Below are 20,771 nucleotides of genomic sequence, written 5' to 3' on the forward strand. Positions count from 1 at the left end.
CCGACATCAGGCGATGCCCTGGCTGCGCAGGTAATCTTCGTAGTTGCCGGTGAAATCCACCACGCGATCTGCTTTGATTTCCAGAATACGTGTGGCCAGTGAGCTAACGAACTCACGGTCGTGAGAGACAAACACCACGGTCCCTTCGTAGCCTTCCAGCGCCAGGTTGATCGATTCGATCGATTCCATGTCGAGGTGGTTGGTGGGTTCGTCCATCAGCAGGATGTTGGGTTTTTGCATCATCAGCTTACCGAACAACATGCGACCTTTCTCACCACCGGAGAGGACCTTAGCCGGTTTCTTAATATCATCCTGGCTGAACAGCAAGCGGCCCAAAATGCTACGTACTGCCTGCTCATCATCGCCCGGTTGCTTCCACTGGCTCATCCAGTCGAATACCGTCAGGTCATCAGCAAAATCAGCCGCGTGGTCCTGCGCATAATAACCAATCTGCGCATTTTCAGACCATTTTACCGTTCCGTTATCCGGGGTTAATTCACCCACCAGGGTTTTTAACAGCGTGGTTTTACCAATACCGTTGGCACCGAGCACGGCAACTTTTTCACCGACTTCTAACAGCAGGTTAAAGTTTTTAAACAGCGGGCCATTATCAAAACCTTTCGTCAGTGCTTCGACTTCCAGTGCGTTACGGAAGAGTTTTTTATCTTGCTCGAAGCGAATGAACGGGTTTTGACGACTTGATGCTTTAACTTCATCCAGTTTAATTTTATCAATCTGTTTAGCGCGCGATGTCGCCTGACGAGATTTAGAGGCGTTAGCACTAAAGCGACTGACGAAAGATTGCAAATCTGCGATCTGGGCTTTCTTTTTCGCGTTATCAGATAACAGACGTTCACGCGCCTGCGTTGCCGCAGTCATGTATTCGTCATAATTACCTGGGTACACACGCAGTTCGCCGTAATCCAGATCGGCCATGTGCGTACAAACCATATTCAGGAAGTGACGGTCGTGCGAAATGATAATCATGGTACTGTTACGTTCGTTAAGTACCTGCTCCAACCAACGGATAGTATCGATATCCAGGTTGTTCGTCGGTTCATCGAGTAACAAAATATCTGGATTGGCAAACAGTGCCTGCGCCAGTAACACACGCAATTTCCAGCCCGGCGCTATTTCACTCATTGGGCCATAATGTTGCTCAACGGGAATGCCAACACCGAGTAATAATTCTCCAGCGCGTGATTCAGCGCTGTAGCCATCCATTTCACCGTACAGCACTTCAAGGTCAGCCACTTTATAGCCTTCCTCTTCGCTCATTTCCGGCAAAGCATAAATGCGGTCGCGCTCTTCCTTTACTTCCCACAGCTCGTTGTGGCCCATAATGACCGTATCCAACACGCTGTATTCTTCGAACGCAAACTGATCCTGACGCAGCTTACCAATGCGCTCATTAGGATCGTATGAAACGTTGCCTCCGCTCGGAACCAGGTCTCCACCCAGAATTTTCATAAAAGTGGATTTACCGCTGCCATTAGCACCGATTAAACCGTAACGATTACCCCCACCAAATTTCACGGAGATATTCTCAAACAGCGGCTTACTGCCAAACTGCATGGTGATATTGCTGCTGACTAACACGGCGATGACCTTTTTTTGATTCAGAGAAGAAAAAACAGTCGCCATTATGCCAGAGGAAGCCGCTACCCCGCCACCCCGGACAACACGACATCAGTAAGTAAAAAAGCCGATGAACGCTTTCGCGATCATCGGCTCCCACTTCCAAGGATTGTGTACTTCTCACCAGGCTTCCATTATCTGATAGCGTTGCTGCGACCTTGCGGTACAGCCGTATGCGCATCCACGCACACCTGCCATCCTTTGCTGCCCGGCGTATTGCTCAATGATTAGATCAGGAAATCATCCAGGCTTTTGCCTGCGTCCAGTGCTTTTTTGATTGCAGCTGGAGTACGGCCCTGGCCAGTCCATGATTTCTGCTCACCGTTTTCGTCGGTGTAAGAGTATTTAGCTGGACGCGGTGCACGCTTAGCGCGTTTTTTACCGGTTTCCAGTGCACCCAGCAATTCATTCGGGTCGATACCGTCTGCCAGCAGCATTTCACGGTATTTAGACAGTTTTTCTTCTTTTTCGCGATTCTGAGTTTGCTCAGCTTCAACTTCTTCGCGACGTTCGGTCACAACTACAGTTAATTTCTCCAGAATTTCTTCCAGATCGGTCAACGCAACTTCACGAGCCTGAGCACGCAATGTGCGAATGTTGTTCAATACTTTAAATGCATCACTCATCACAATGTCCTTGATTAAGGGGGGTAATAAAACTGTAGCGCCAAGATTACCTAAATCAAATAGAAAAATAAAATAATTTTGTTGTCACGTTAATTCTATACCGCACATTTATCACTTTTTGTCCTTTTCCAGGGCACATTTTGTTTAATAAATCGGGGGGAATAAAATGCGGGGTAAAGCCAGTAAAACTCTATGGTATCGATTTCAAAGACCGGACTAACTTAAACCATGGATTAACAATATTGTTAAGAAGGCGTGAATGGTAAAGCGGATAGCCAGAGATAATGCACGAGTCAGCGGAGAGTTCCTGACACAATCCTTTCAGTATTCAGCGAGATTTGTCACATTTTCGCCAACAATTGCCATAAAAAAAGCCGGTTTAAGACCGGCCTGAAATAGTTAGCAACAGCTTAATATTTTAGATTATGAAGTTCGCTTAACCGGTTGAGAAAGCGTCGCCTGCTCCGCTTCATTCGGCGACAGCCACTCATGTAAGTAGTGTTCGATTTGTTCAAGGCTACGATCGCGCGTTTCGGGTACACAGGTAACAACAAAAATGGCACCCAATATTCCGATACCGGCAAAGATAAAGAAAGTGCCAGCCAGACCCACGCTCGCCAACAGTACCGGGAACATCAAAGCGATTAAAAAGTTAGAAATCCAGAGTGCAAACACCGCTCCGCCCATAAAAATACCGCGCAAACGCGTAGGGAAAATCTCAGATAACAGCAGCCAGGTCACCGGTGACAGCGCGCCCTGCTGGAAGCTCAGGAAAAGCAACATTCCTAATAGCACCATATAGCTACGCAGAATATCAGGCTGTCCGTTGATACTTTCCGGCATTAAATAACTCACCGTCCCAATAAATACCAGGCATGCGGTACAACCAAACTGACCAATCATCGTCATGGTGCGACGACCTATTTTCCCCAGTAACCAGATGCCAACAAAGGTCATTAATACCGAAATGACCCCATTAGCAATGGTGGCAAATAACGCTGCACTATCGTCCATTCCCACCGATTTCAACATGGTCGGGGCGTAGTACATGATGGTATTAACACCGGTTAGCTGCTGAATCATCGCAATCCCCATCCCGATCCAGAACAGGCGGAATAACCACGGCTTGCGCAATTCACGCAGACGCGGCTTCTGTTTTTCCTGCTCTTCCGAGAGGGTTTCCTCAATTTCCGTCAGTTCCCACTCCACATCCTGTTTGGCTCGGGTACGTTCCAGGACTTTACGCGCTTCAGCCAGGCGGCCTTTCATGGCATACCAGCGTGGGGTATCAGGCATAAATAGCATGCCAAACCACAACAGCACCGCTGGCACCGTGGCGACAGCTAGCATCCAACGCCAGGTGGTATCCCCACCCCAGGCCGCATTGAAGCCCGCGTTAGACATAAATGCCAACATCTGGCCGCTGACAATCATCAACTCCTGCAACGTCACAAACTGACCCCGTTTATTCGCCGGGGCAATTTCCGCGATATATACCGGTACCGTCGCTGAAGCGCCGCCAACGGCAACCCCGAGGATGACACGGAAAATAATCATCCATTCAACGTCAGGGGCCAGCGACGTTCCCAATGCACCAATGGCAAAGATAATCGCCAGCACCAGAATGATTCTACGCCGCCCGATAGCCGCCGCGCAGTGACCCGACAACAGCGCGCCGAAAGCGGCACCAAATAACAGACTGCTGGTGACTAACCCGGTGGTAAAGGGGGTTAGATGCAGTTCTCCCCCCATAAACAACAAGGCCCCTGAAATCACGCCGGTGTCATAGCCAAACAACAAACCACCCAGGGTGGCAATCAGCGCGATTACCCTGACAAAGGGCTCAGCTTTGGCCGAACTGTTCGGCCCTGAGGCTTTGTTAAGGGTGAGATATTTTTCCCGGGACATACAATCTCCTTATTAGGATTATGATGAGATGCTCCTTTTGAAAATAGATTATTTTTACCAAGATCTGCGATAATGAAATTTAAGTTTTGCGCGGCAGCGCATAGAAAACAGACAAAGAGGTAATTGAGATCACATTTACATCATAAAAAGATGGATATGACCGCAATGATGGGAGTCAATCATTTCATGGAGGGGATTTAAAGCGGATTTTTGTTTCATTCATTCTTCGCAGTCGACCTGAAACTGCGAAGAATGAAATAAATTTTTTATTGCACCCGAGTGCCAGGTCCAAATACTGAGTATTCTGGTAACTGCACCTGCTGCCAGGACTCCCAGCCACCGCCTAACGCTTTGTACAATGCCACCAGATCCAGCGCACTCTGCATTCTTGCCTGAGTGGATTGCTCCTGTGCCTGCGACAGCTGGCGCTGAGCATCCAGCACTTCCAGGAAGCTGCTGATCCCCTGGCGATAGCTGGTAGTGGCTAAATCAAAGCTGCGTTGCAGTGCGCCTGCGGTATTATCCAGCGCAATAACCCGCTGTTGGTCGGCACGGTAGCTCACCAGCGCATTTTCAACATCCTGTAAGGCCGTCAGTACCGTCTGGCGGTATTGCAGCGCCGCGTTGGCCTGCTGCGCTCGCGCCAGTTTCACGCTAGCCACCAGTTGCCCGCCCTGGAAGATGGGAATCGATAACGATGGGCCGAAGCTGTAGAAATGGCTGCTCCAGTTGTCCAGATAACTGGCATCGGTATTACGTACGCCCAACTGGCCGGTCAGTGACAGGCTAGGGAAAAGTTGGGCGACCGAGACACCAATGTTGGCTGTCTGGGCATGAAGTTCCGCTTCCGCCTGACGAACATCAGGGCGACGGCGCGCCAGCGTCGAAGGAATACCGACGTTCACCATTTTTGGCAGCTCTGGCAGCGCTTTTTGCTGACTTAACTCGCCATCCAGCGAGCCCGGCACTTTGCCCAGTAGCACCGCCAGGCTGTTCATCGCCTGCTGCACCTGCGCCTGATATTGCGGCAGTTGCGCTTGCAGGCTAAAGAGTTGCGCCTGCGAGTTCTCCACATCCGTGAGTGGCGCTAAGCCATTATGCTGCTGATTCTGCGTCAGGGACTGTGTCTGCTGCGCGATGGAGATCTGCTGCTGCAAGGTTTGCAAGGTGGTTTGCGCACCGCGTAATTGCAGATAGGTGCGTGCCACTTCAGCTTCCAGTGACACCAGCGCATCATTACGCTGCTCAACGGCCACCTGCTGCTGCGCCCCCGCCATCTCTACCTGGCGGCGTACTTTGCCCCACATATCCAGTTCCCAACTGGCATCGAAACTTCCCTGATAGAAGCCGCCGGATTGCGTCAGGCTATCCAGTGAACCAGCCACATCGCTGTCCACTTTGCTGTAGACATCCTGAGATTTTAGTATCCCCTTCAGCCCCAGCTGTTCCCGGCTGGCTTTCACGGAGCCATTCACGCTCGGTAAGAAGCCACCCCGCGCCTGAGTAAGCTGTTCACGCGCCCCGGCGATACGTAACACCGCCTGCTGTAACGATAGGTTCCCGGCCACTGCGCGGTTGATCAGGCTATCGAGCTGCGGATCGTTGAAACTGTGCCACCAACGCGGATCGGTTGCGGTGGCCTGCGTTTTAGAGGCCTGCTGTGAAGCCACATCGTGGAAGCTGTTTGGCAACTGAGGCTTAGGTGCCTCGTAGTCTGGCCCTACAGCACAGCCACTGAGTGTAATCGCCAGCGCCAGTAGGCTCAGGCGAGGAAAGTAAGAAACGTTCATGTCAGTGTGCTCCTGCACTGCCTTCGCTTTTAATCGGCGAAAGTAGCCAACAAATGGGGATCAGAATCAGTGCCAGCACCGTCAACCCGGTAAATACATCGATGTAAGCCAAAATACGCGCCTGGGTCATCATCTCTTGATAGATTTGCCCGGTCGCCAGCGAAATCGGATCGCCGATGGCGCTGGTGTAGTCGCGGATGTTTTGCGCCCACTGCTGTACCGTGATGTTAAATTGCTCATTTAACGGCGTCATGTTGTGCACCATATTGGCCGAGTTAACCTGTGTTCTCTCGGTGATCGCCGCCGTCGAGAGCGAGATCCCAATCGATCCTGCCACATTACGGAACATGGTAAACAACGCCGCCGCGTCAGCATTCAACTGCTGGGGAACGGTGATAAAGGCTATGGTCGTGAGCGGGACGAACAGGAAGCCCAGACCGATGGATTGTGCACAACGCATCAACATCAGCGTGGTAAAGTCCACCGTGGGTGTCAGGGTGGCAGAGTAGACAAACGAGAGCGCCATACAGAGAAAACCAAACGCAATCAGATAGCGCGTCTGCACCACCGGCATCAGTTTTAACACCAACGGGATCGTCAGGACGATCAAGGCTCCACTGGGCGAGAGGAATAGCCCTGCCAGGGTGGCGGTATAGCCCAAATCCTGCTGTGCCAACTGCGGCATCACCACGGAACTGCCGTATAACGCGACGGACATGCCCGCCATCAGCAGCCCTGCGACCCAGAAATTGCGATCTTTCATCACGGTCAGGTCAACCACTGGCTTACGGACATAAAGCAGCCAGTAGATAGCGCCGACAATTCCGATCACCGCCAGCGTGGCGAATACCATAATGAAGTGGGAATTGAACCAGTCTTCATCTTCACCGCGATCGAGGAAGACCTGTAAGCAGCCCAGGCCTAAGGTGATTAGCGAGATGCCAATGTAGTCAATGCGTAAACGATGACGTGCCCACTTACGCTCCCACGGTGGATCTTCGAGCAGATTATAAATCGCGATCACCGCCATAATGCCGACCGGGATATTAATAAAGAAGACCCAGCGCCAGTTGAAATTATCGGTGATCCAGCCGCCCATCGTCGGGCCAATAATTGGCGCGACAATAATGGCGATTGAAGAGAGGCCAAAAGCCTTGCCGCGATCTTCCGGCTTGAAGTAATCCAACAGTACCGATTGCTGTACCGGCTGCAAACCACCACCAAAAAAGCCCTGTAAGACGCGGAATAAAATGATCTGCCACAGTTCAGTAGCAATACCGCACAGGAAAGAACAGATGGTGAACATCACAATACAGATAATAAAGAACTGCCTACGACCAAATACGCGGGTAAAGAAGGCCGAGATCGGCAGCACAATGCCGTTCGCGACCAAATAAGAGGTTAATACCCAGGTAGATTCGTCGTAGCTGGACGAGAGCGAGCCAGCAATGTGGGGTAGCGCAACGTTGACAATCGTGGTGTCCAGAATCTCCATGAACACCGCGATAGTCACTGTTATCGCGACCAGCCAGGGGTTGCTGGTGGGTTTCCAGCTCTGCGCCCCGTTCATTTCACGGTGACCTTCGGTTCAACCGACAGACCCAGTGGCAGAGGACGGTTTGGATCGAGACCTTTATCAATCACGATTTTAACCGGCACGCGTTGCACAATTTTCACGTAGTTACCGGTGGCATTTTCAGACGGGAAAGTCGAGAAGCGTGAACCGGTCCCCATCTGAATACTGTCCACATGCCCTTCGAGCTTCAGATCCGGCAAAGCATCGACACTGATCGTCACTTTATCGCCAGGGTTCATGTGTTGTAACTGTGACTCTTTAAAGTTAGCGGTGATCCAGATATCGGGAGAAACCAGCGAGAACAACGCGGTGCCCGCCTGAACCAGTGAACCCACCTGGACATTACGTTTAGTAACAAATCCGTCGTAAGGCGCGCGAACCTGAGTGTAGGAAAGATTAAGTTCTGCGGTGTTGAGCTGCGCCTGCGCCTGATCGACCTGCTGCTGACGCGCCTCTACGTTTGTCTCTTGCTGACGAATTTGCAGCGCGACCTGAGAAGCCACTTCCACCTGTGCTTTGGCACTTTGTAACTGTGCCTGAGCAGAGCGGAGCTGCGCGCTCGCGTTATCGATATTACGCTGTGTGGTCGCGCGTGGATCAACGGCACGCTGGCGACGATCGTCCGCCTGGGCATTGAGTAAGTTCGCCTGGGCTTTTGCCTGGTCTGCCAACGCCTGATCGCGCTGCGCAGGGTACTGCACGCGTGACAGGCTAAGTTGAGCCTGCGCCTGATGCAGCTGTGCCTGAGCTAAGCCTAACTGCGCTTTTGCCTGATCGCGCTGGGCAGCGTTATCTCGTGGGTCAATCTCTACCAGCAGATCGCCCTTCTTCACCCGCTGGTTATCCGTGACCAGTAGCTTGACCACATAGCCGGACGCTTTCGGCGCAATGGTTACCGCATTCCCTTCGGTAAAAGCATCGTCTGTGGTTTCTTCATTACGCGTACTCAACCAGTACCACAGGGCGATCACCACCGTTATCACCACGATGATAACGAGGATCACCAGCGGTTTTTTACCGGGGCGTTTGCGTTCAGGCTCGTTTTCTTGCTGCTGGGAAGTGTGGTTTGCGTTGTTGGTGTCTTCCTGACGTGAATCACCATGATTTGATGCGGGGGTGCGGTTCTCGCTCATAATTCCCTTCACTAGCCATTGGCCCTTTATCTTGGGCAAAAAAGGTCAGCTTAAAAGGTAATTGCTAAATGGAAAAACACCAGCGTTTCTTAACTGTTACGAAAAATAAAAGGCACAATATGTCAAAGTTTAACGCTAGCTAAACAGTTGCAGCAGACCCCAGCCGACCAGCATGGCCCAGGCCAGCATCGGCACAGAGAACAGATGGAACTGCCACCAGACGCGACGGTCTTGCGCCATGCGTAACGCGATCAGGTTAGCCAGTGAGCCAGGTAACAGGCCAAAGCCACCGATATTCACCGCCCAGGCCAGGACCTCGGACGGTGGCAGTTTTTGCAGTAGCAGAATGGTAGTGGGCACGTTGCTGATCACCTGAGAGAGCGCAATCGCCAGCAGGTAGACACCCCCCTGCCCTAACTGGCTGACGGCAGAAAAATGGGCTTGCAGCAGCGGTAAACCGGTCAGAAGGCGGACATCAATGAACATCACGATGAACACCAGCAACAGGCTCCAGTCGATGTGCAACAACACCTGGCGGGCCATCACCAGATAGCAAGCAAAGATCAGCAACAATGCCGCGCCGGTAAGATGCCACTCCAGCGCGGCGATAAACAGCAGGTACAACGCCAGGCTGGTCATAAACAGCGGCTTTTGCCACTCAGGAGACGCCTGGGCAGTGTGTTTTTCGATGGTTCGAGCGGGGAAACTCCACCAGGTGAGCGCCATCAGCGTCAGTAACAACACCGAAAACAGCGGCAGCATCTGCCAGATAAAACTCGCTACTCCGGCTCCACTCTGGCTCCATAACAGGATATTTTGCGGATTGCCCACTGGCGTCAGCAGAGAACCGGCATTCACCGCCAGTGCTTCAAAAATGATTAAACGCCCCAGTGGCAGGCGGGAGTATTTACGCAGTGTCAGGGTTAACGGCACCAGGATAAACAGTGCCACATCATTCGTGAGGAAAGTCGATAACAGCGCCGCTGCCAACACCATGAACAGCGCCAGCGCTCGCTCATGGTGAAAACGGCCCATCAGACGCGCGCCCAATACATCAAAGTACCCGCTGTTCTCTAACCCTTTGGTCAGCAGCAGCAACCCCGTCAGGGTGATGATGGTGTGCCAGTCTACCGCTTGCGGCAGGTCGGAAATGCTTACATCCGACCAGATAAACAGTAATGCTCCGAGAACCAACAACAGATGCAGAATGCGATCCTGCAGAAAAGAACGGAACACGATAGACATCGGGTGCAGCGCCTTATAGTGACTAGCGACTCTCGTAAAATTTCTGGAACACTTGCAGGGTCTCATCGCTCACGTGATGCTCGATGCCCTCGGAATCACGACGTGCGGTTTCCGGACTGATGCCCAGTGCCAGTAAAAAGGTTTCAACGATGTGATGGCGCGCACGGCTCTCTGCGGCCAGCCTTTCTCCTTCCGATGTCAGGAACACACCGCGGTAAGGCACCTGTTCTACCAGGCCGGTTGTCGCCAGACGCTTCAGCATTTTTGCCACGGTAGGCTGTGATACGCCGAGACGCGCGGCCATATCGACCTGGCGTGCCTCGCCAAATTCGCCAATTAAATCAGAGATTAACTCAACGTAGTCATCAATCAATTCCCGACGATGTGCTTCACGCACCTGCCGAAATCCTTCGACATGCTCCTCAATATCTTTCAGTGGCCCCTGGGGGCTGCCACCCACGTTTTTCGCACGACGACTCATTCAGCTTCCTCTTTATTATGTTCCGCATCAGACCTTCAATACGGATTTGCTGCGCCTATTGTAAACCAGGCTTAAAGAAGCTCAAATTTTTCGTTATTGCCTCTGGCTAAATAGTATAGCCAGTGCTATCTTTGTTGATAATGTAAGCACAAAACGTTGATGCATCCAGATCCGCAAGGATCTTACCGTGAGAGCGGTTTTATCTGCACCATGACGCAATGCTGGCTTACGGCTTCATTGAATTGATTGGGAGGTGACCATGAGCACCATGAAATGCTGCCTTGATTGTGGCAAATGCTTCCAGGCAAAAAGCGCGCCTGCTGTGGATGTGAAATCCTGGTTATGCGTATTAACCCGTTCGCCTTTCAGCCTGAAACTGATGCTGATTGAAAAGCTGACCGGGAAGAAAATTGGCGAGCGTACTTGCCCTAACCTGATCTGGCGCGGCTAAGCTCACTCAAGCCCGCGCAGTAAAAATTCCCTGACCCACTGGTTAACGCCAGTGGGTTTTATTTTGCTTTTTTTCTGACACCACCCATAAAAAAGCCGGGCTCAATAGCCCGGCTGGTCACTGCATAACGGTTTGGTTAGGCTTTGGCTAACTCTTCTTCTGGGCGCTTGAGGATGGCATAACCCAGCCCTGCAACCAGCGTACCTACGGCGATTGCCAGCAAATAACCCAGCACTGGCGTAATCGCGCCTGGAATCAGCAGTACGAACAAACCACCGTGCGGAGCCATAAGCTTCGCGCCAACCAGCATCGAAACGGCACCGGTCAGTGCGCCACCGATAATGCAGCACGGCAGGACACGCATTGGATCACGGGCCGCAAACGGAATTGCCCCTTCAGAGATAAAGCACAGTCCCAGTACCAGCGCCGCTTTACCGCCTTCCTGCTGTCCTTTATTGAACTTACGGCGCGCGACCAGCGTTGCCAGGCCCATCGCCAGCGGTGGCACCATACCCGCTGCCATGATCGCTGCCATCGGTGCATACGTTTGCGAGCTCAGCAGGCCAACCCCAAAGGCGTAAGCCACTTTGTTAACCGGACCGCCCATATCGGTACACATCATGCCACCGAGGATCGCTCCCAGCAGCACCGCATTCGCCGTACCCATATTCGCCAGCCAGTGCGTCAGGCCGGTCATGATAGCCGCGACCGGTTTGCCCACCACGAAGATCATCAACAGGCCGGTAATCAAGCTGGCGACCAGTGGAATGATCAAAATCGGCTTCAGGGCTTCCATACTTTGCGGCAATTTAACCTTGCTGCTCAGGAACTTCGCCGCGTAACCGGCAATAAAGCCCGCGATAATCCCCCCCAGGAAGCCCGCATTAATGCTGGTTGCCAGCATACCGCCGATCAAACCTGGCGTCAGGCCCGGACGGTCAGCAATCGAGAAGGCAATAAAGCCTGCCAGTACCGGCACCATGAGGGCAAACGCACTGCCACCACCAATTTGCATCAGTGCAGCGGCCAGCGTGCCCTGCTCTTTAAACGCGGTGATGCCGAAAGCAAATGACAAAGCGATACTTAAACCACCGGCGACCACCATTGGCAGCATATAAGAAACGCCGGTCAGCAGATGGCGATAGCCGCCCGCTTTCTCTTTCTTCTCTGCCTGCTGAGCACCGCTTTGGTTGCCAGAAGGCTGATAAGTTTTGGCTTCAGCCTGCGCTTTATCCAACTCCTGCGCGGTCTTTTTCAGCGCCAGGCTGGTAGACGTGCGGTACATCGGCTTACCGGCAAATTTTGCCAGTTCAACTTCAATGTCCGCCGCGACGATGACTAAATCGGCTGCGGCCACTTCTTCTGGCGTAATGGCGTTACCCGCGCCCACTGAGCCGCGTGTTTCAACTTTCACCCACCAGCCACGGCGTTTTGCTTCCGCTTCAATGGCTTCAGCCGCCATAAAGGTATGTGCCACACCCGTTGGACAGGCGGTGATGGCCACAATACGTTTTTGCGCATTGGCGGCGGCCGGTTGTGCCGCAGCAACGGCTACCGGTGCAGGCTGCCATGGACGCGCCTGGGTTTTGGCTTGTTGCAGTACGCTTTCCGGTGCATCCAGCGCCTGCTGTACGTCAGCCAGCCAGACAGATTTACCGTTCAGCGCCGCGTCAGCCGGTACCTGATGACCCAGAACAATCACCAGCTCAGCATCCGCTGGGGTTTCAGTAGCGACCAGGCCATGCGCTGCCAGTGCGGCAGTCAGGCGCTGTTTTGCCATAAATGTTGCAGCGATTCCCAGTGCGGGATCTTGTATCAGCAGCGTTTTCATTATCGCTCTCCTGCTGTCAGTTAACGGGTTGTAAGTCGACGCGCGCCATCATTGCGGCCAACTGAGTACGATCGGTAACGCCGACGTTACTTTGCGTAACGGCCATTGCCGCTACAGCCGTCGCCAGACGTAAGGTATGTTCGCTGGATTCGCGCATCAGCAGGCCATAGATCAGGCCGCCTACCATCGAATCACCCGCGCCTACGGTGCTCACCACTTCACAGGCCGGTGGTCTGGCAATCCACTCACCAGAAGCATTGACCCACAGAGCCCCTTCCGCACCGAGGGAGATCACTACGTGAGCGATACCTTGCTCACGCAGTTCATGGGCGGCGGCGATCACTTCCTGTAGCGTTGCCAGCTTACGGCCCGCCCAGATTTCCAACTCGCGACGGTTAGGTTTCACCAACCACGGTGACGCTTTCAAGCCCGCCACCAGCGCTTCGCGGCTGCTGTCAAAAATGATGCATGGGCATTGAGAGCGCAGCTCGCTCATCCAGCGCGTAAAGGCATCGGGATCAACGCCCGCCGGTAAGCTTCCGCTGACGCAAACCATATCGAACTGGCCTAACCAGCTCAGGGAGTCAGCGCTAAAGCGATCCCAATCCTGACGCGTTACGTTGAAGCCGGAGAAGTTCAGGTCAGTGACTTCACCATTCTGCTCGGTGAGTTTGACGTTAATACGGGTACGTCCTTCAACGACCTGGAAACGGTTGGCAATCCCCAATTCACTGAACAGCTGTTGGAAACCATCCTGATTCTCTCTGCCAAGAAAGCCCCCCACGGTGACATCAATACCCAGATCTTTCAGAACCTTGGCAACGTTGATGCCCTTTCCGGCTGCGTGCAGGCCGGTGGTTTTGACCAGGTTTACCTCGCCCCGCTCGATCTCTGGGGTAAAGCCCACCAGATCGTAAGCGGGATTCAGGGTGATTGTTGCTACGCGTCTGCTCATGCTGCACCCTCGCCTAAACCGGCGTTAATCGCTTCACCAATGGCCTCAATCGCCTGCTGCGCATCTTCGCCACTGGCGGTAAAGCGCAGGCGATGTCCTTTTTTCACCCCTAACGCAACCACTTTCATCAGGCTACGCCCGTTGGCAGGTTTACCGCTGCCGTCGAGGTTGATCACGCTGACATCACAGTTGAACTGTTTAATCACGGTCACCAACGCGGTGCCTGGACGGGCGTGCAAACCATGCTCATTACGAATGGTGAATTCTGCCGTAACCTGTGCCGCTTCTTCACTGACTTCACTGGTCAGCAGCGCCAGCACGCCGGCCGCATCGGCTTTGAGCAGGCGTTCGCCCTGCTGCTTATTCAATAAGGTATTCAACCAACCCAGCACGCTCAGCGGCTGTTCATCCGTTGCTGCAACGGTTACCAGCAACGCAGCCTGATTGCCCTGATGCGCAAAAGCAGTAGCAGCACGGCTCACGGCAACAGCGCTACGCAGATTGCCTTTGCCGCTGTCATTGAGCCAAATACCCTGCCCGAGATGAACAGGGGTAGCCGACACCGCATCCGCCACAAACGTCGCATCTACCGCACCTGCGGCCTGGAGACGCCCGGCATTAAGCGCTTGCAGGGTGATCAAATCAGCGGCCTGTACATCGAGGCCAATTAATGACGTGTCGAAAGTAAATTCGGCCTTCTGCTTCTCACCTTGCAGAATGGCGCGTAAATCTTCAGCTGAAGCCTGCTTGAGTTGATCGCTCAAGGTGTCATCGCTCAGCACGTGCGTCAGCTGGCGTAGCAATGCGAGGTGTTCATCGGATTTGGCGGCAATGCCAATCACCACATAGGCAGTCTGATCTTCTCCCCAGGCAATTCCCTGTGGGAACTGAAACACCTGCACGCCGGTTTTAAGCACCTGATCGCGCGTGTCCGTGGTGCCATGCGGGATGGCGATACCATTACCAAGGAAGGTCGAGGTCTGCTGCTCGCGTGCCAGCATACCGTTAATGTATCCATCCGCGACGTTACCTGCCGCAGTCAGTGCGGCAGCTACCTGGCGGATAGCATCTTCTTTATTCAGGGCGCTGGCCGCTGTGTGAATGGCCTGCAATTCGAGCTGCAACATAGAACTCCTCGCTTGCTGAGATTGAATCGTTTCAGCTACTGGTGAAAAAGAGACGTCACTCGACTTCAGGACAGAGAAGAGAGTAACGCTGAAACGTTTCAAGAATATTGAGACAGCGCAACCCGCCAGGCAAGCTTTAGCGAAAAGTGCGTAGCAGATTTTTGACATCACGCACACTTCGTAGATATTACCGGGGTTATCTGGTTGATTAGCTGAGAGAGTTGCTGTACACCCGCCACCTTTTATAGCAGCGCGTCAGCAACTTAAGGCGCGGTTTCAGCTTCTAGCTGAAGGAGCCAGGTCATGGCCTCAACACGGCTGTTGCCGCACATTTCGCGGGAGGGTTGCAGGCCAGCACACACTTTCGGTCGCAGTGGCGACGTAAAAATTTTACAGCGCTGGTCAGCACCCAGCTGAACGCAAGGTGTATTGGCCGGCTTGCCATTGGGCATACCGGGAATAGGCGAAGAAATAGAAGGTGCAGTGCAACAAGCACCACATTGACTCCGACACTCCATACCAGGCTCCCATGTCATTTTTTCGCGGACAATAGCAGTCCTTCAGGGTGAATGCCACGCTTATCGCAGCAGAGAAATATTTCCCCGCTGCTCTATTGCCTGTTACTGCGCCCAGGCGTAACGTGACGCGCAACGAAAGCTTGAAACTAGTGAGAACTGCAATGCCAAGAGCGAATGAAATTAAGAAAGGAATGGCCGTTACCTGGAACGGCAAACTGCTGCTGGTAAAAGATATTGATGTTCAGAGCCCAAGCGCACGCGGTGCGGTCACCCTGTATAAAATGCGCTTTACGGATATCCGCACCGGATTAAAAGTTGAAGAGCGTTTTAAGGGCGATGACATCATCGATGCGATTGCCTTGAGCCGTCGCGCTGTCACCTTCTCTTATATAGATGGTGATGAATATGTGTTTATGGATAACGAAGACTTCACCCCTTACAACTTCAAACAGGATCAGATTGAAGAAGAGCTGCTGTTCATTCCTGAAGGGGGCATTCCAGGCATTCAGGTACTGACAATGGATGGCCAGATTCTGGCGCTGGAACTGCCGCAGACTGTCGATATGGAAATTGTCGACACTGCGCCAGGCATCAAAGGGGCTTCAGCCAGTGCACGTAATAAACCGGCTGTGATGAGCACCGGTTTGTCGATTCAGGTTCCGGAATACCTCAGCAACGGCGACCGTATTCGCATTCATATTGCTGAACGCCGTTATATGGGTCGTGCTGATTAAGCACATCCCGTACTTTTCCTGCCCCTACTCTGTTATAAAATAACACTTTTCCGCCGTGCGCTGCTTCACTGCGCGGCGGCATGACTCAGTGGGGGCAAGGAAATGACCAAGGTAAACCTGATCACCGGTTTTCTCGGCAGTGGTAAAACCACGCTGCTATTACAGTTGCTGAAAAAAAAACCAGCACATGAAAACTGGGCCATTCTGGTCAATGAGTTTGGGGAAATAGGCATTGATGGTGCCCTGCTGCGCGCAGGCGGAGCCACGCTAAAAGAGATCCCTGGCGGTTGTATGTGCTGCGTCAACGGACTGCCGATGCAGGTCGGCCTGAACAGCCTGTTACAACAGCACAAGCCCGATCGTCTGTTGATTGAACCCACCGGCTTAGGCCACCCTAAGCAGTTACTTAAACTGCTCAGTTCCGATGTGTATGCCGACTGGCTGCAATTAAATGCCACGCTGACGTTGCTGGACCCGCGCCAGCTCGCCGATGAACAGATCCTGTCTGATGAAAATTTTCGCGATCAGCTCACCGCCGCTGATGTCATTGTTGCCAGCAAAGCTGACCGCTGGGTGCCGGAAGACCACACTCGCCTGGCACAATGGCAACAGCAGCAAGTGCAGGTGCGCCCGCTGGTCACCGCCCACTGGGGTGATATCCCCCTGACGCTGCTCGATCACCCACGCGACCCTGCCACAACGTTGCCTGATGCACGCCATCATCATCATCACCCCGATCGTAGCGGTTTTGCCGCCTTGAAACTGGACGGGCCGACTCGCTGGCGCCGTGCCGTCAATCAGGGCCAGGGTTACTTCTCTTGCGGTTGGTTATTTGATGCTGATACCGAATTTGATGGTGAAGGTGTACAAGCCTGGCTGGCAGAACTCCCGATTGAACGTGTAAAAGGACGCCTGAGGACGCCTCAAGGTGTATTGACGCTCAATCGCCAGGGCGATGATGTCCAGATCACACTGCAAGATGAAAGCGTCACAGATAGCCGAATTGAGCTGATACATCGCGAGCAGACGGACTGGAACCGACTACAATCCCAGCTGTTGAAGTTTCGTTTAACCTAAGCAGAGTAGGTTCCCCCATTTCGACTTTGAGTGATTATGATGCGCGCGACTCGTCTTATTACCATTCTGCTGCTTAACCTGCTCGGTCTGGTCCTGTTCTTCTCCTGGTATCTGCCGCCAGACCATGGATTCTGGTTTGCGCTGGATAAAGACATTTTCTACAGCTTTAACAGCAAAATGGTGACCCATCCGGGCTTCGCTATGCTGGTCGCCATTACCAATTTCCGCGGCTTTGATCTGGTTTCACTGCTCGCCATGGGCAGCCTGTACCTGTTCTTCTGGCGCAAGCAGACCCCTCAGGGTAAACGCCGCATGTTAGCGATTGGCGTGACCATGCTGTTAACGGCCGTGGTGCTTAACCAGTTGGGTCATTTGATTCCGGTTCATCATGCCAGCCCGACGCTGTTCTTTAAGGATGTGCATCGCGTCAGTGAACTGACCGGCATTCCGGCCAAAGATGCCTCAGGAAATAGTTTCCCTGGCGACCACGGCATGATGCTGATTATTTTTGCCTGCTTTATGTGGCGTTATTTTGGCGCGAGAGCGTTTATTGCCGGTCTGGTGATTGTTTTTGTCTTTGCGCTGCCACGTGTAATGGCGGGTGCGCACTGGTTCACCGATATTGCTGTCGGTTCCATGACCGTGGTGCTGGTTGGCTTAAGCTGGTGTCTGCTCACACCGCTGACCGATAAGATTATCGACTGGCTGGACCGTAAAATGCCGGGAAAATATAAGCCCGCTGCGTAACTGATAAGCCCTGGCGATAGAGTGGGTAAATTTCCACCGGCCAGGGCTTAACAATCGCCGGTTATTATCTATTTCTACTAAGGTTATTCCGCCAAAGGAAAAGATTATGTTGTAGGCGGAAAATCGTTGAAGTTTAATTATCGATGTCCAGCCAGAAAAGTCTTAAAAACCCCGTTACAACCCGCTTCCGACCGCGATCTGCCGTTTTATTTCGTAAAAAATACTCTTCAGTGGCGCAAAAGTGAACAGCATGTGACAGTTTGATTTCACATCAAAAAAACCTATAAGAATTTGGCTAAAACCGCTCGCCACGGCGTCTCGGATCAGTTAATCTCAGTCGCAGTGAGATAACAACAGCAGAAAATTCGGCACTTCCTGATTAAAAAATGTGTCCTGAAACACATTTTGACCATTAAGGAATTGTTTGTCGGTTTCACTCTTATTAATCTCATCTCGTTTTTGTCATCTGGCTGACGACATTTGTCGTAAAAGGACATCGAAGGAAAGAAACAATAATGGTCAAATCTCAACCAAGACTGAGATACATCTGGCGGATTGTCCCGGCAATGCTTTTGGCAACCCTCCTCTCAGCATGTACTACAGGTCATAGCAGTCAGAACGCGAAAAACGAGAATCATGAAGTTAACAACCACAATGGTTTTTTACTTCAGGCGTCTCAGGATGAATTCGAACAGATGGTGCGTAATGTCGATGTTAAATCGCGCATCATGGAACAATATGCCGACTGGAAAGGCGTTCGTTACCGTTTAGGCGGTGATACTAAACGCGGCATTGATTGCTCAGCATTCGTTCAACGTACTTTCCGCGAACAATTTGGTCTTGATCTGCCACGTTCTACGTCAGAGCAGCAAGACACAGGTAGAGAAGTCTCTCGCGGCAAATTGCGCCCCGGTGATTTAGTGCTGTTCCGCGCCGGTTCCACGGGCCGCCACGTAGGCATCTACCTCGGTAATGATAATTTTGTTCATGCTTCCACCAGTAATGGCGTGATGATTTCCAATCTCAATGACAGCTACTGGAAAAACCGCTATCGCGAAGCAAGACGGGTATTAAGCCTCCGTCGCCCAGGGACACCAGGCTAAAGCCTCTCCCCCTAAGATTCCTTTCTCAGCCAGAGAAAACAGAAACGCTGCCGATGCAGCGTTTTTTTTCGTCTTAATGCTGCACTTCTCTCCATCTCACGAAAAAAGTAATTGAGAATCATAATTATAACGAGACATCTCAATGGCACTCGTTATATTCTCATCTCCTTATTCAGAGCAGTCGTGCGTAAATTTACGAAAAAAATTTCCAGGGGAATGCACTTCATGCCACTGTTAGAGACGCCGTTGCGTCATGCAGTTTTTTCGCGCCGCATTATTATGTTCGGCCTGTTATTCTTTGCCCTGTATTGTTCTCTCATGCTGACGCTAACCTGGCACGACCGGGAGCTTCAGCATCAGCAATTGCTAGAATCCAGCAGCCTGACGCTACAAAAAGACCTCAACAGCCATCAACGGCTGCTCTCCCCTCTCTTACCTTTTACTCAAACGCCCTGCGACAGCATTGGCCAGGAACTCAGCTCACGGGCGGCGATTGCCGGGGATCTGCGTACCCTTCTTTTGGTGAATAACGACCACGCATACTGCTCATCCACAACCGGTGCCTTTGATCTGCCGGTAAGCGACATCTCAGCACAGGTGGACACCACACAAGACAGCGACATTCAGCTCATCAAAGGAACGTCGTTTCAACCCGGCAAACCTGCGCTGGTGATGTGGCTGAAAACACCCGGCAGTGCGCAATCCGGTGTGCTCACGATGATGGATCTGACGCTGGCCCCCTTTCAGCTGATGATGGCGAATCACCCTGAAATTACCGGTATTGCCTTAGAGAACCATGGGAACGCCATGACAAGCTGGCAAAGCCAGCTCACGCCACTGAATCGGCTACCGGCTGTGCCACTGCACAGACTCGCGGTGGCAGGCTATCCACTCGAATTTACGTTGTATGGCTCACACCTTGCGGCGCGTGATTACCAACTGACCGCGTTGGGTGGCATCCCGCTGACCCTGATGGTGATGCTGATCGCCTGGCTGGCCTTGTATTACGTGTGCGATCCGGGCAAACAGATTTTACTGGCGATCAAGCGCGGTGAATTTCACGTTGAATACCAACCGCTGATTGCCAGTGCCAGTGGCGCAGCTTACGGTGTTGAGGCCTTGTTGCGCTGGCACCACCCGCGCCAGGGCATGATTCCCCCGGACATTTTTATCCGCGTTGCCGAAAAACAAAACGTCATTATTGCCCTGACGCGCCACCTGTTCCAGCTAGTGGCGCGTGATGCCAAAATGCTGTGCCAGCATCTTCCCGCAGGAACACATATGGGGTTAAATCTGTCACCGCTCCACCTGGAAGATGAGGGTTTCCGCCAGGATGTGCTGAAGTGGGTGGCCACCATGCCTGAAAATCACTTTAACTACGTGTTTGAGATCACTGAACACATTATGGTGCGGGAAAAAAATGCTGAAGCGATTTTCAGCTGGCTACGTCAAAACGATATTCGTATTGCGATTGATGATTTTGGCACCGGGCACAGCGCGCTGATCTATCTGGAAAAGTACCCGTTTGACTATCTCAAAATCGATCGTGGTTTTATTCAGCCTCTCAGCAGTGATACCTTGACCTCCCCAGTGCTGGATACGGTATTGCAACTGGCACACAAGCTAAAGCTAAAAACCGTGGCTGAAGGCGTCGAAACCCGCGAGCAAGAAGCCTGGCTCATCAATCGTGGCGTCTCTCACCTTCAGGGCTATTTGTATAGTCGTCCGCTAAAACCAGAGGGGCTGATTAGCTGGTTTGAGCAACACGCAGCGCTAAAAATCGCCAGTTAACCCCCTGGCAACGCTATGTTGAAGAGGAATTGCCTGACCC

The 20,771-nt window shown here is 52.4% G+C and carries 18 protein-coding genes; 6 read left to right on the top strand and 12 right to left on the bottom strand.

Annotated features, from left to right (window positions below):
• Positions 1–6: 6 nt before the first annotated feature.
• The 8 genes from F3J40_RS15085 to mntR all read right to left on the bottom strand — a co-directional run bounded on the left by F3J40_RS15085 (position 7) and on the right by mntR (position 10,397).
• Positions 7–1,599, bottom strand: coding sequence for an ABC-F family ATPase (locus tag F3J40_RS15085; protein WP_167016172.1), 1,593 nt, complete (start codon positions 1,597–1,599; stop codon positions 7–9).
• 266 nt (positions 1,600–1,865) lie between these two features.
• Entirely contained in the window at positions 1,866–2,264 is a 399-nt protein-coding gene (locus F3J40_RS15090) for an H-NS family histone-like protein (RefSeq protein WP_017346949.1), read from the bottom strand.
• 423 nt (positions 2,265–2,687) lie between these two features.
• On the bottom strand, positions 2,688–4,172 hold the full coding sequence (locus tag F3J40_RS15095; protein WP_167015864.1) for a sugar porter family MFS transporter: 1,485 nt from the start codon (positions 4,170–4,172) through the stop codon (positions 2,688–2,690).
• 266 nt (positions 4,173–4,438) lie between these two features.
• Positions 4,439–5,962 (bottom strand): efflux transporter outer membrane subunit, encoded by a 1,524-nt coding sequence (locus tag F3J40_RS15100; RefSeq protein ID WP_167015867.1) that lies wholly within the window; start codon positions 5,960–5,962, stop codon positions 4,439–4,441.
• 1 nt (position 5,963) lies between these two features.
• Positions 5,964–7,532 carry a DHA2 family efflux MFS transporter permease subunit gene (locus F3J40_RS15105; RefSeq protein WP_167015869.1) on the bottom strand — a complete coding sequence of 523 codons (1,569 nt, stop codon included), beginning with the start codon at positions 7,530–7,532 and terminating at the stop codon, positions 5,964–5,966.
• Positions 7,529–8,671, bottom strand: a complete 1,143-nt coding sequence (locus F3J40_RS15110; protein WP_167015871.1) for an HlyD family secretion protein — start codon at positions 8,669–8,671, stop codon at positions 7,529–7,531. Before F3J40_RS15110 ends, F3J40_RS15105 begins: the two co-directional genes overlap by 4 nt.
• A gap of 135 nt (positions 8,672–8,806) precedes the next feature.
• Positions 8,807–9,916 carry an SLC13 family permease gene (locus tag F3J40_RS15115; protein WP_167015873.1) on the bottom strand — a complete coding sequence of 370 codons (1,110 nt, stop codon included), beginning with the start codon at positions 9,914–9,916 and terminating at the stop codon, positions 8,807–8,809.
• A 22-nt stretch (positions 9,917–9,938) separates the two neighbouring features.
• Positions 9,939–10,397 (bottom strand): manganese-binding transcriptional regulator MntR, encoded by a 459-nt coding sequence (mntR, locus tag F3J40_RS15120; RefSeq protein ID WP_167015875.1) that lies wholly within the window; start codon positions 10,395–10,397, stop codon positions 9,939–9,941.
• A gap of 259 nt (positions 10,398–10,656) precedes the next feature.
• On the opposite strand from mntR, the gene F3J40_RS15125 reads away from it, so the two are divergent.
• Complete coding sequence (locus tag F3J40_RS15125) at positions 10,657–10,848, top strand: hypothetical protein (protein WP_017346942.1); 192 nt, start codon at positions 10,657–10,659, stop codon at positions 10,846–10,848.
• 136 nt (positions 10,849–10,984) lie between these two features.
• On the opposite strand, the gene fruA is transcribed toward F3J40_RS15125, so the two are convergent.
• The 4 genes from fruA to F3J40_RS15145 all read right to left on the bottom strand — a co-directional run bounded on the left by fruA (position 10,985) and on the right by F3J40_RS15145 (position 15,279).
• Positions 10,985–12,679, bottom strand: coding sequence for a PTS fructose transporter subunit IIBC (gene fruA / locus F3J40_RS15130; protein WP_167015877.1), 1,695 nt, complete (start codon positions 12,677–12,679; stop codon positions 10,985–10,987).
• Positions 12,680–12,695: 16 nt separating this feature from the next.
• Complete coding sequence (fruK, locus tag F3J40_RS15135; protein ID WP_017346940.1) at positions 12,696–13,634, bottom strand: 1-phosphofructokinase; 939 nt, start codon at positions 13,632–13,634, stop codon at positions 12,696–12,698.
• On the bottom strand, positions 13,631–14,761 hold the full coding sequence (gene fruB, locus F3J40_RS15140; RefSeq protein ID WP_167015879.1) for a fused PTS fructose transporter subunit IIA/HPr protein: 1,131 nt from the start codon (positions 14,759–14,761) through the stop codon (positions 13,631–13,633). The genes fruK and fruB overlap by 4 nt, the downstream gene beginning before the upstream one ends.
• A gap of 263 nt (positions 14,762–15,024) precedes the next feature.
• Positions 15,025–15,279: a YkgJ family cysteine cluster protein gene (locus F3J40_RS15145; protein ID WP_167015881.1), complete on the bottom strand. Its 255-nt coding sequence runs from the start codon at positions 15,277–15,279 to the stop codon at positions 15,025–15,027.
• A 161-nt stretch (positions 15,280–15,440) separates the two neighbouring features.
• Here F3J40_RS15145 and yeiP point away from each other — a divergent pair, with 161 nt between their 5' ends.
• The 5 genes from yeiP (at position 15,441) to pdeN (ending at position 20,731) form a co-directional block, all read left to right on the top strand.
• A complete protein-coding gene (gene yeiP / locus F3J40_RS15150) occupies positions 15,441–16,013 on the top strand; it encodes an elongation factor P-like protein YeiP (RefSeq protein ID WP_167015883.1) in 573 nt (190 codons plus the stop codon).
• 102 nt (positions 16,014–16,115) lie between these two features.
• The gene (locus F3J40_RS15155; RefSeq protein WP_167015885.1) at positions 16,116–17,090 is read left to right on the top strand and encodes a CobW family GTP-binding protein; all 975 of its coding nucleotides are present in this window, start codon (positions 16,116–16,118) and stop codon (positions 17,088–17,090) included.
• A 39-nt stretch (positions 17,091–17,129) separates the two neighbouring features.
• Positions 17,130–17,837 (top strand): phosphatase PAP2 family protein, encoded by a 708-nt coding sequence (locus F3J40_RS15160; RefSeq protein WP_167016174.1) that lies wholly within the window; start codon positions 17,130–17,132, stop codon positions 17,835–17,837.
• 515 nt (positions 17,838–18,352) lie between these two features.
• A complete protein-coding gene (gene mepS, locus F3J40_RS15165; protein WP_167015887.1) occupies positions 18,353–18,940 on the top strand; it encodes a bifunctional murein DD-endopeptidase/murein LD-carboxypeptidase in 588 nt (195 codons plus the stop codon).
• A gap of 225 nt (positions 18,941–19,165) precedes the next feature.
• Entirely contained in the window at positions 19,166–20,731 is a 1,566-nt protein-coding gene (pdeN, locus tag F3J40_RS15170; protein WP_167015889.1) for a cyclic di-3',5'-guanosine monophosphate phosphodiesterase PdeN, read from the top strand.
• Positions 20,732–20,771 lie beyond the last annotated feature (40 nt).

This window comes from Candidatus Pantoea multigeneris (genome assembly GCF_011752615.1).
GTDB classification, from domain to species: domain Bacteria; phylum Pseudomonadota; class Gammaproteobacteria; order Enterobacterales; family Enterobacteriaceae; genus Pantoea; species Pantoea multigeneris.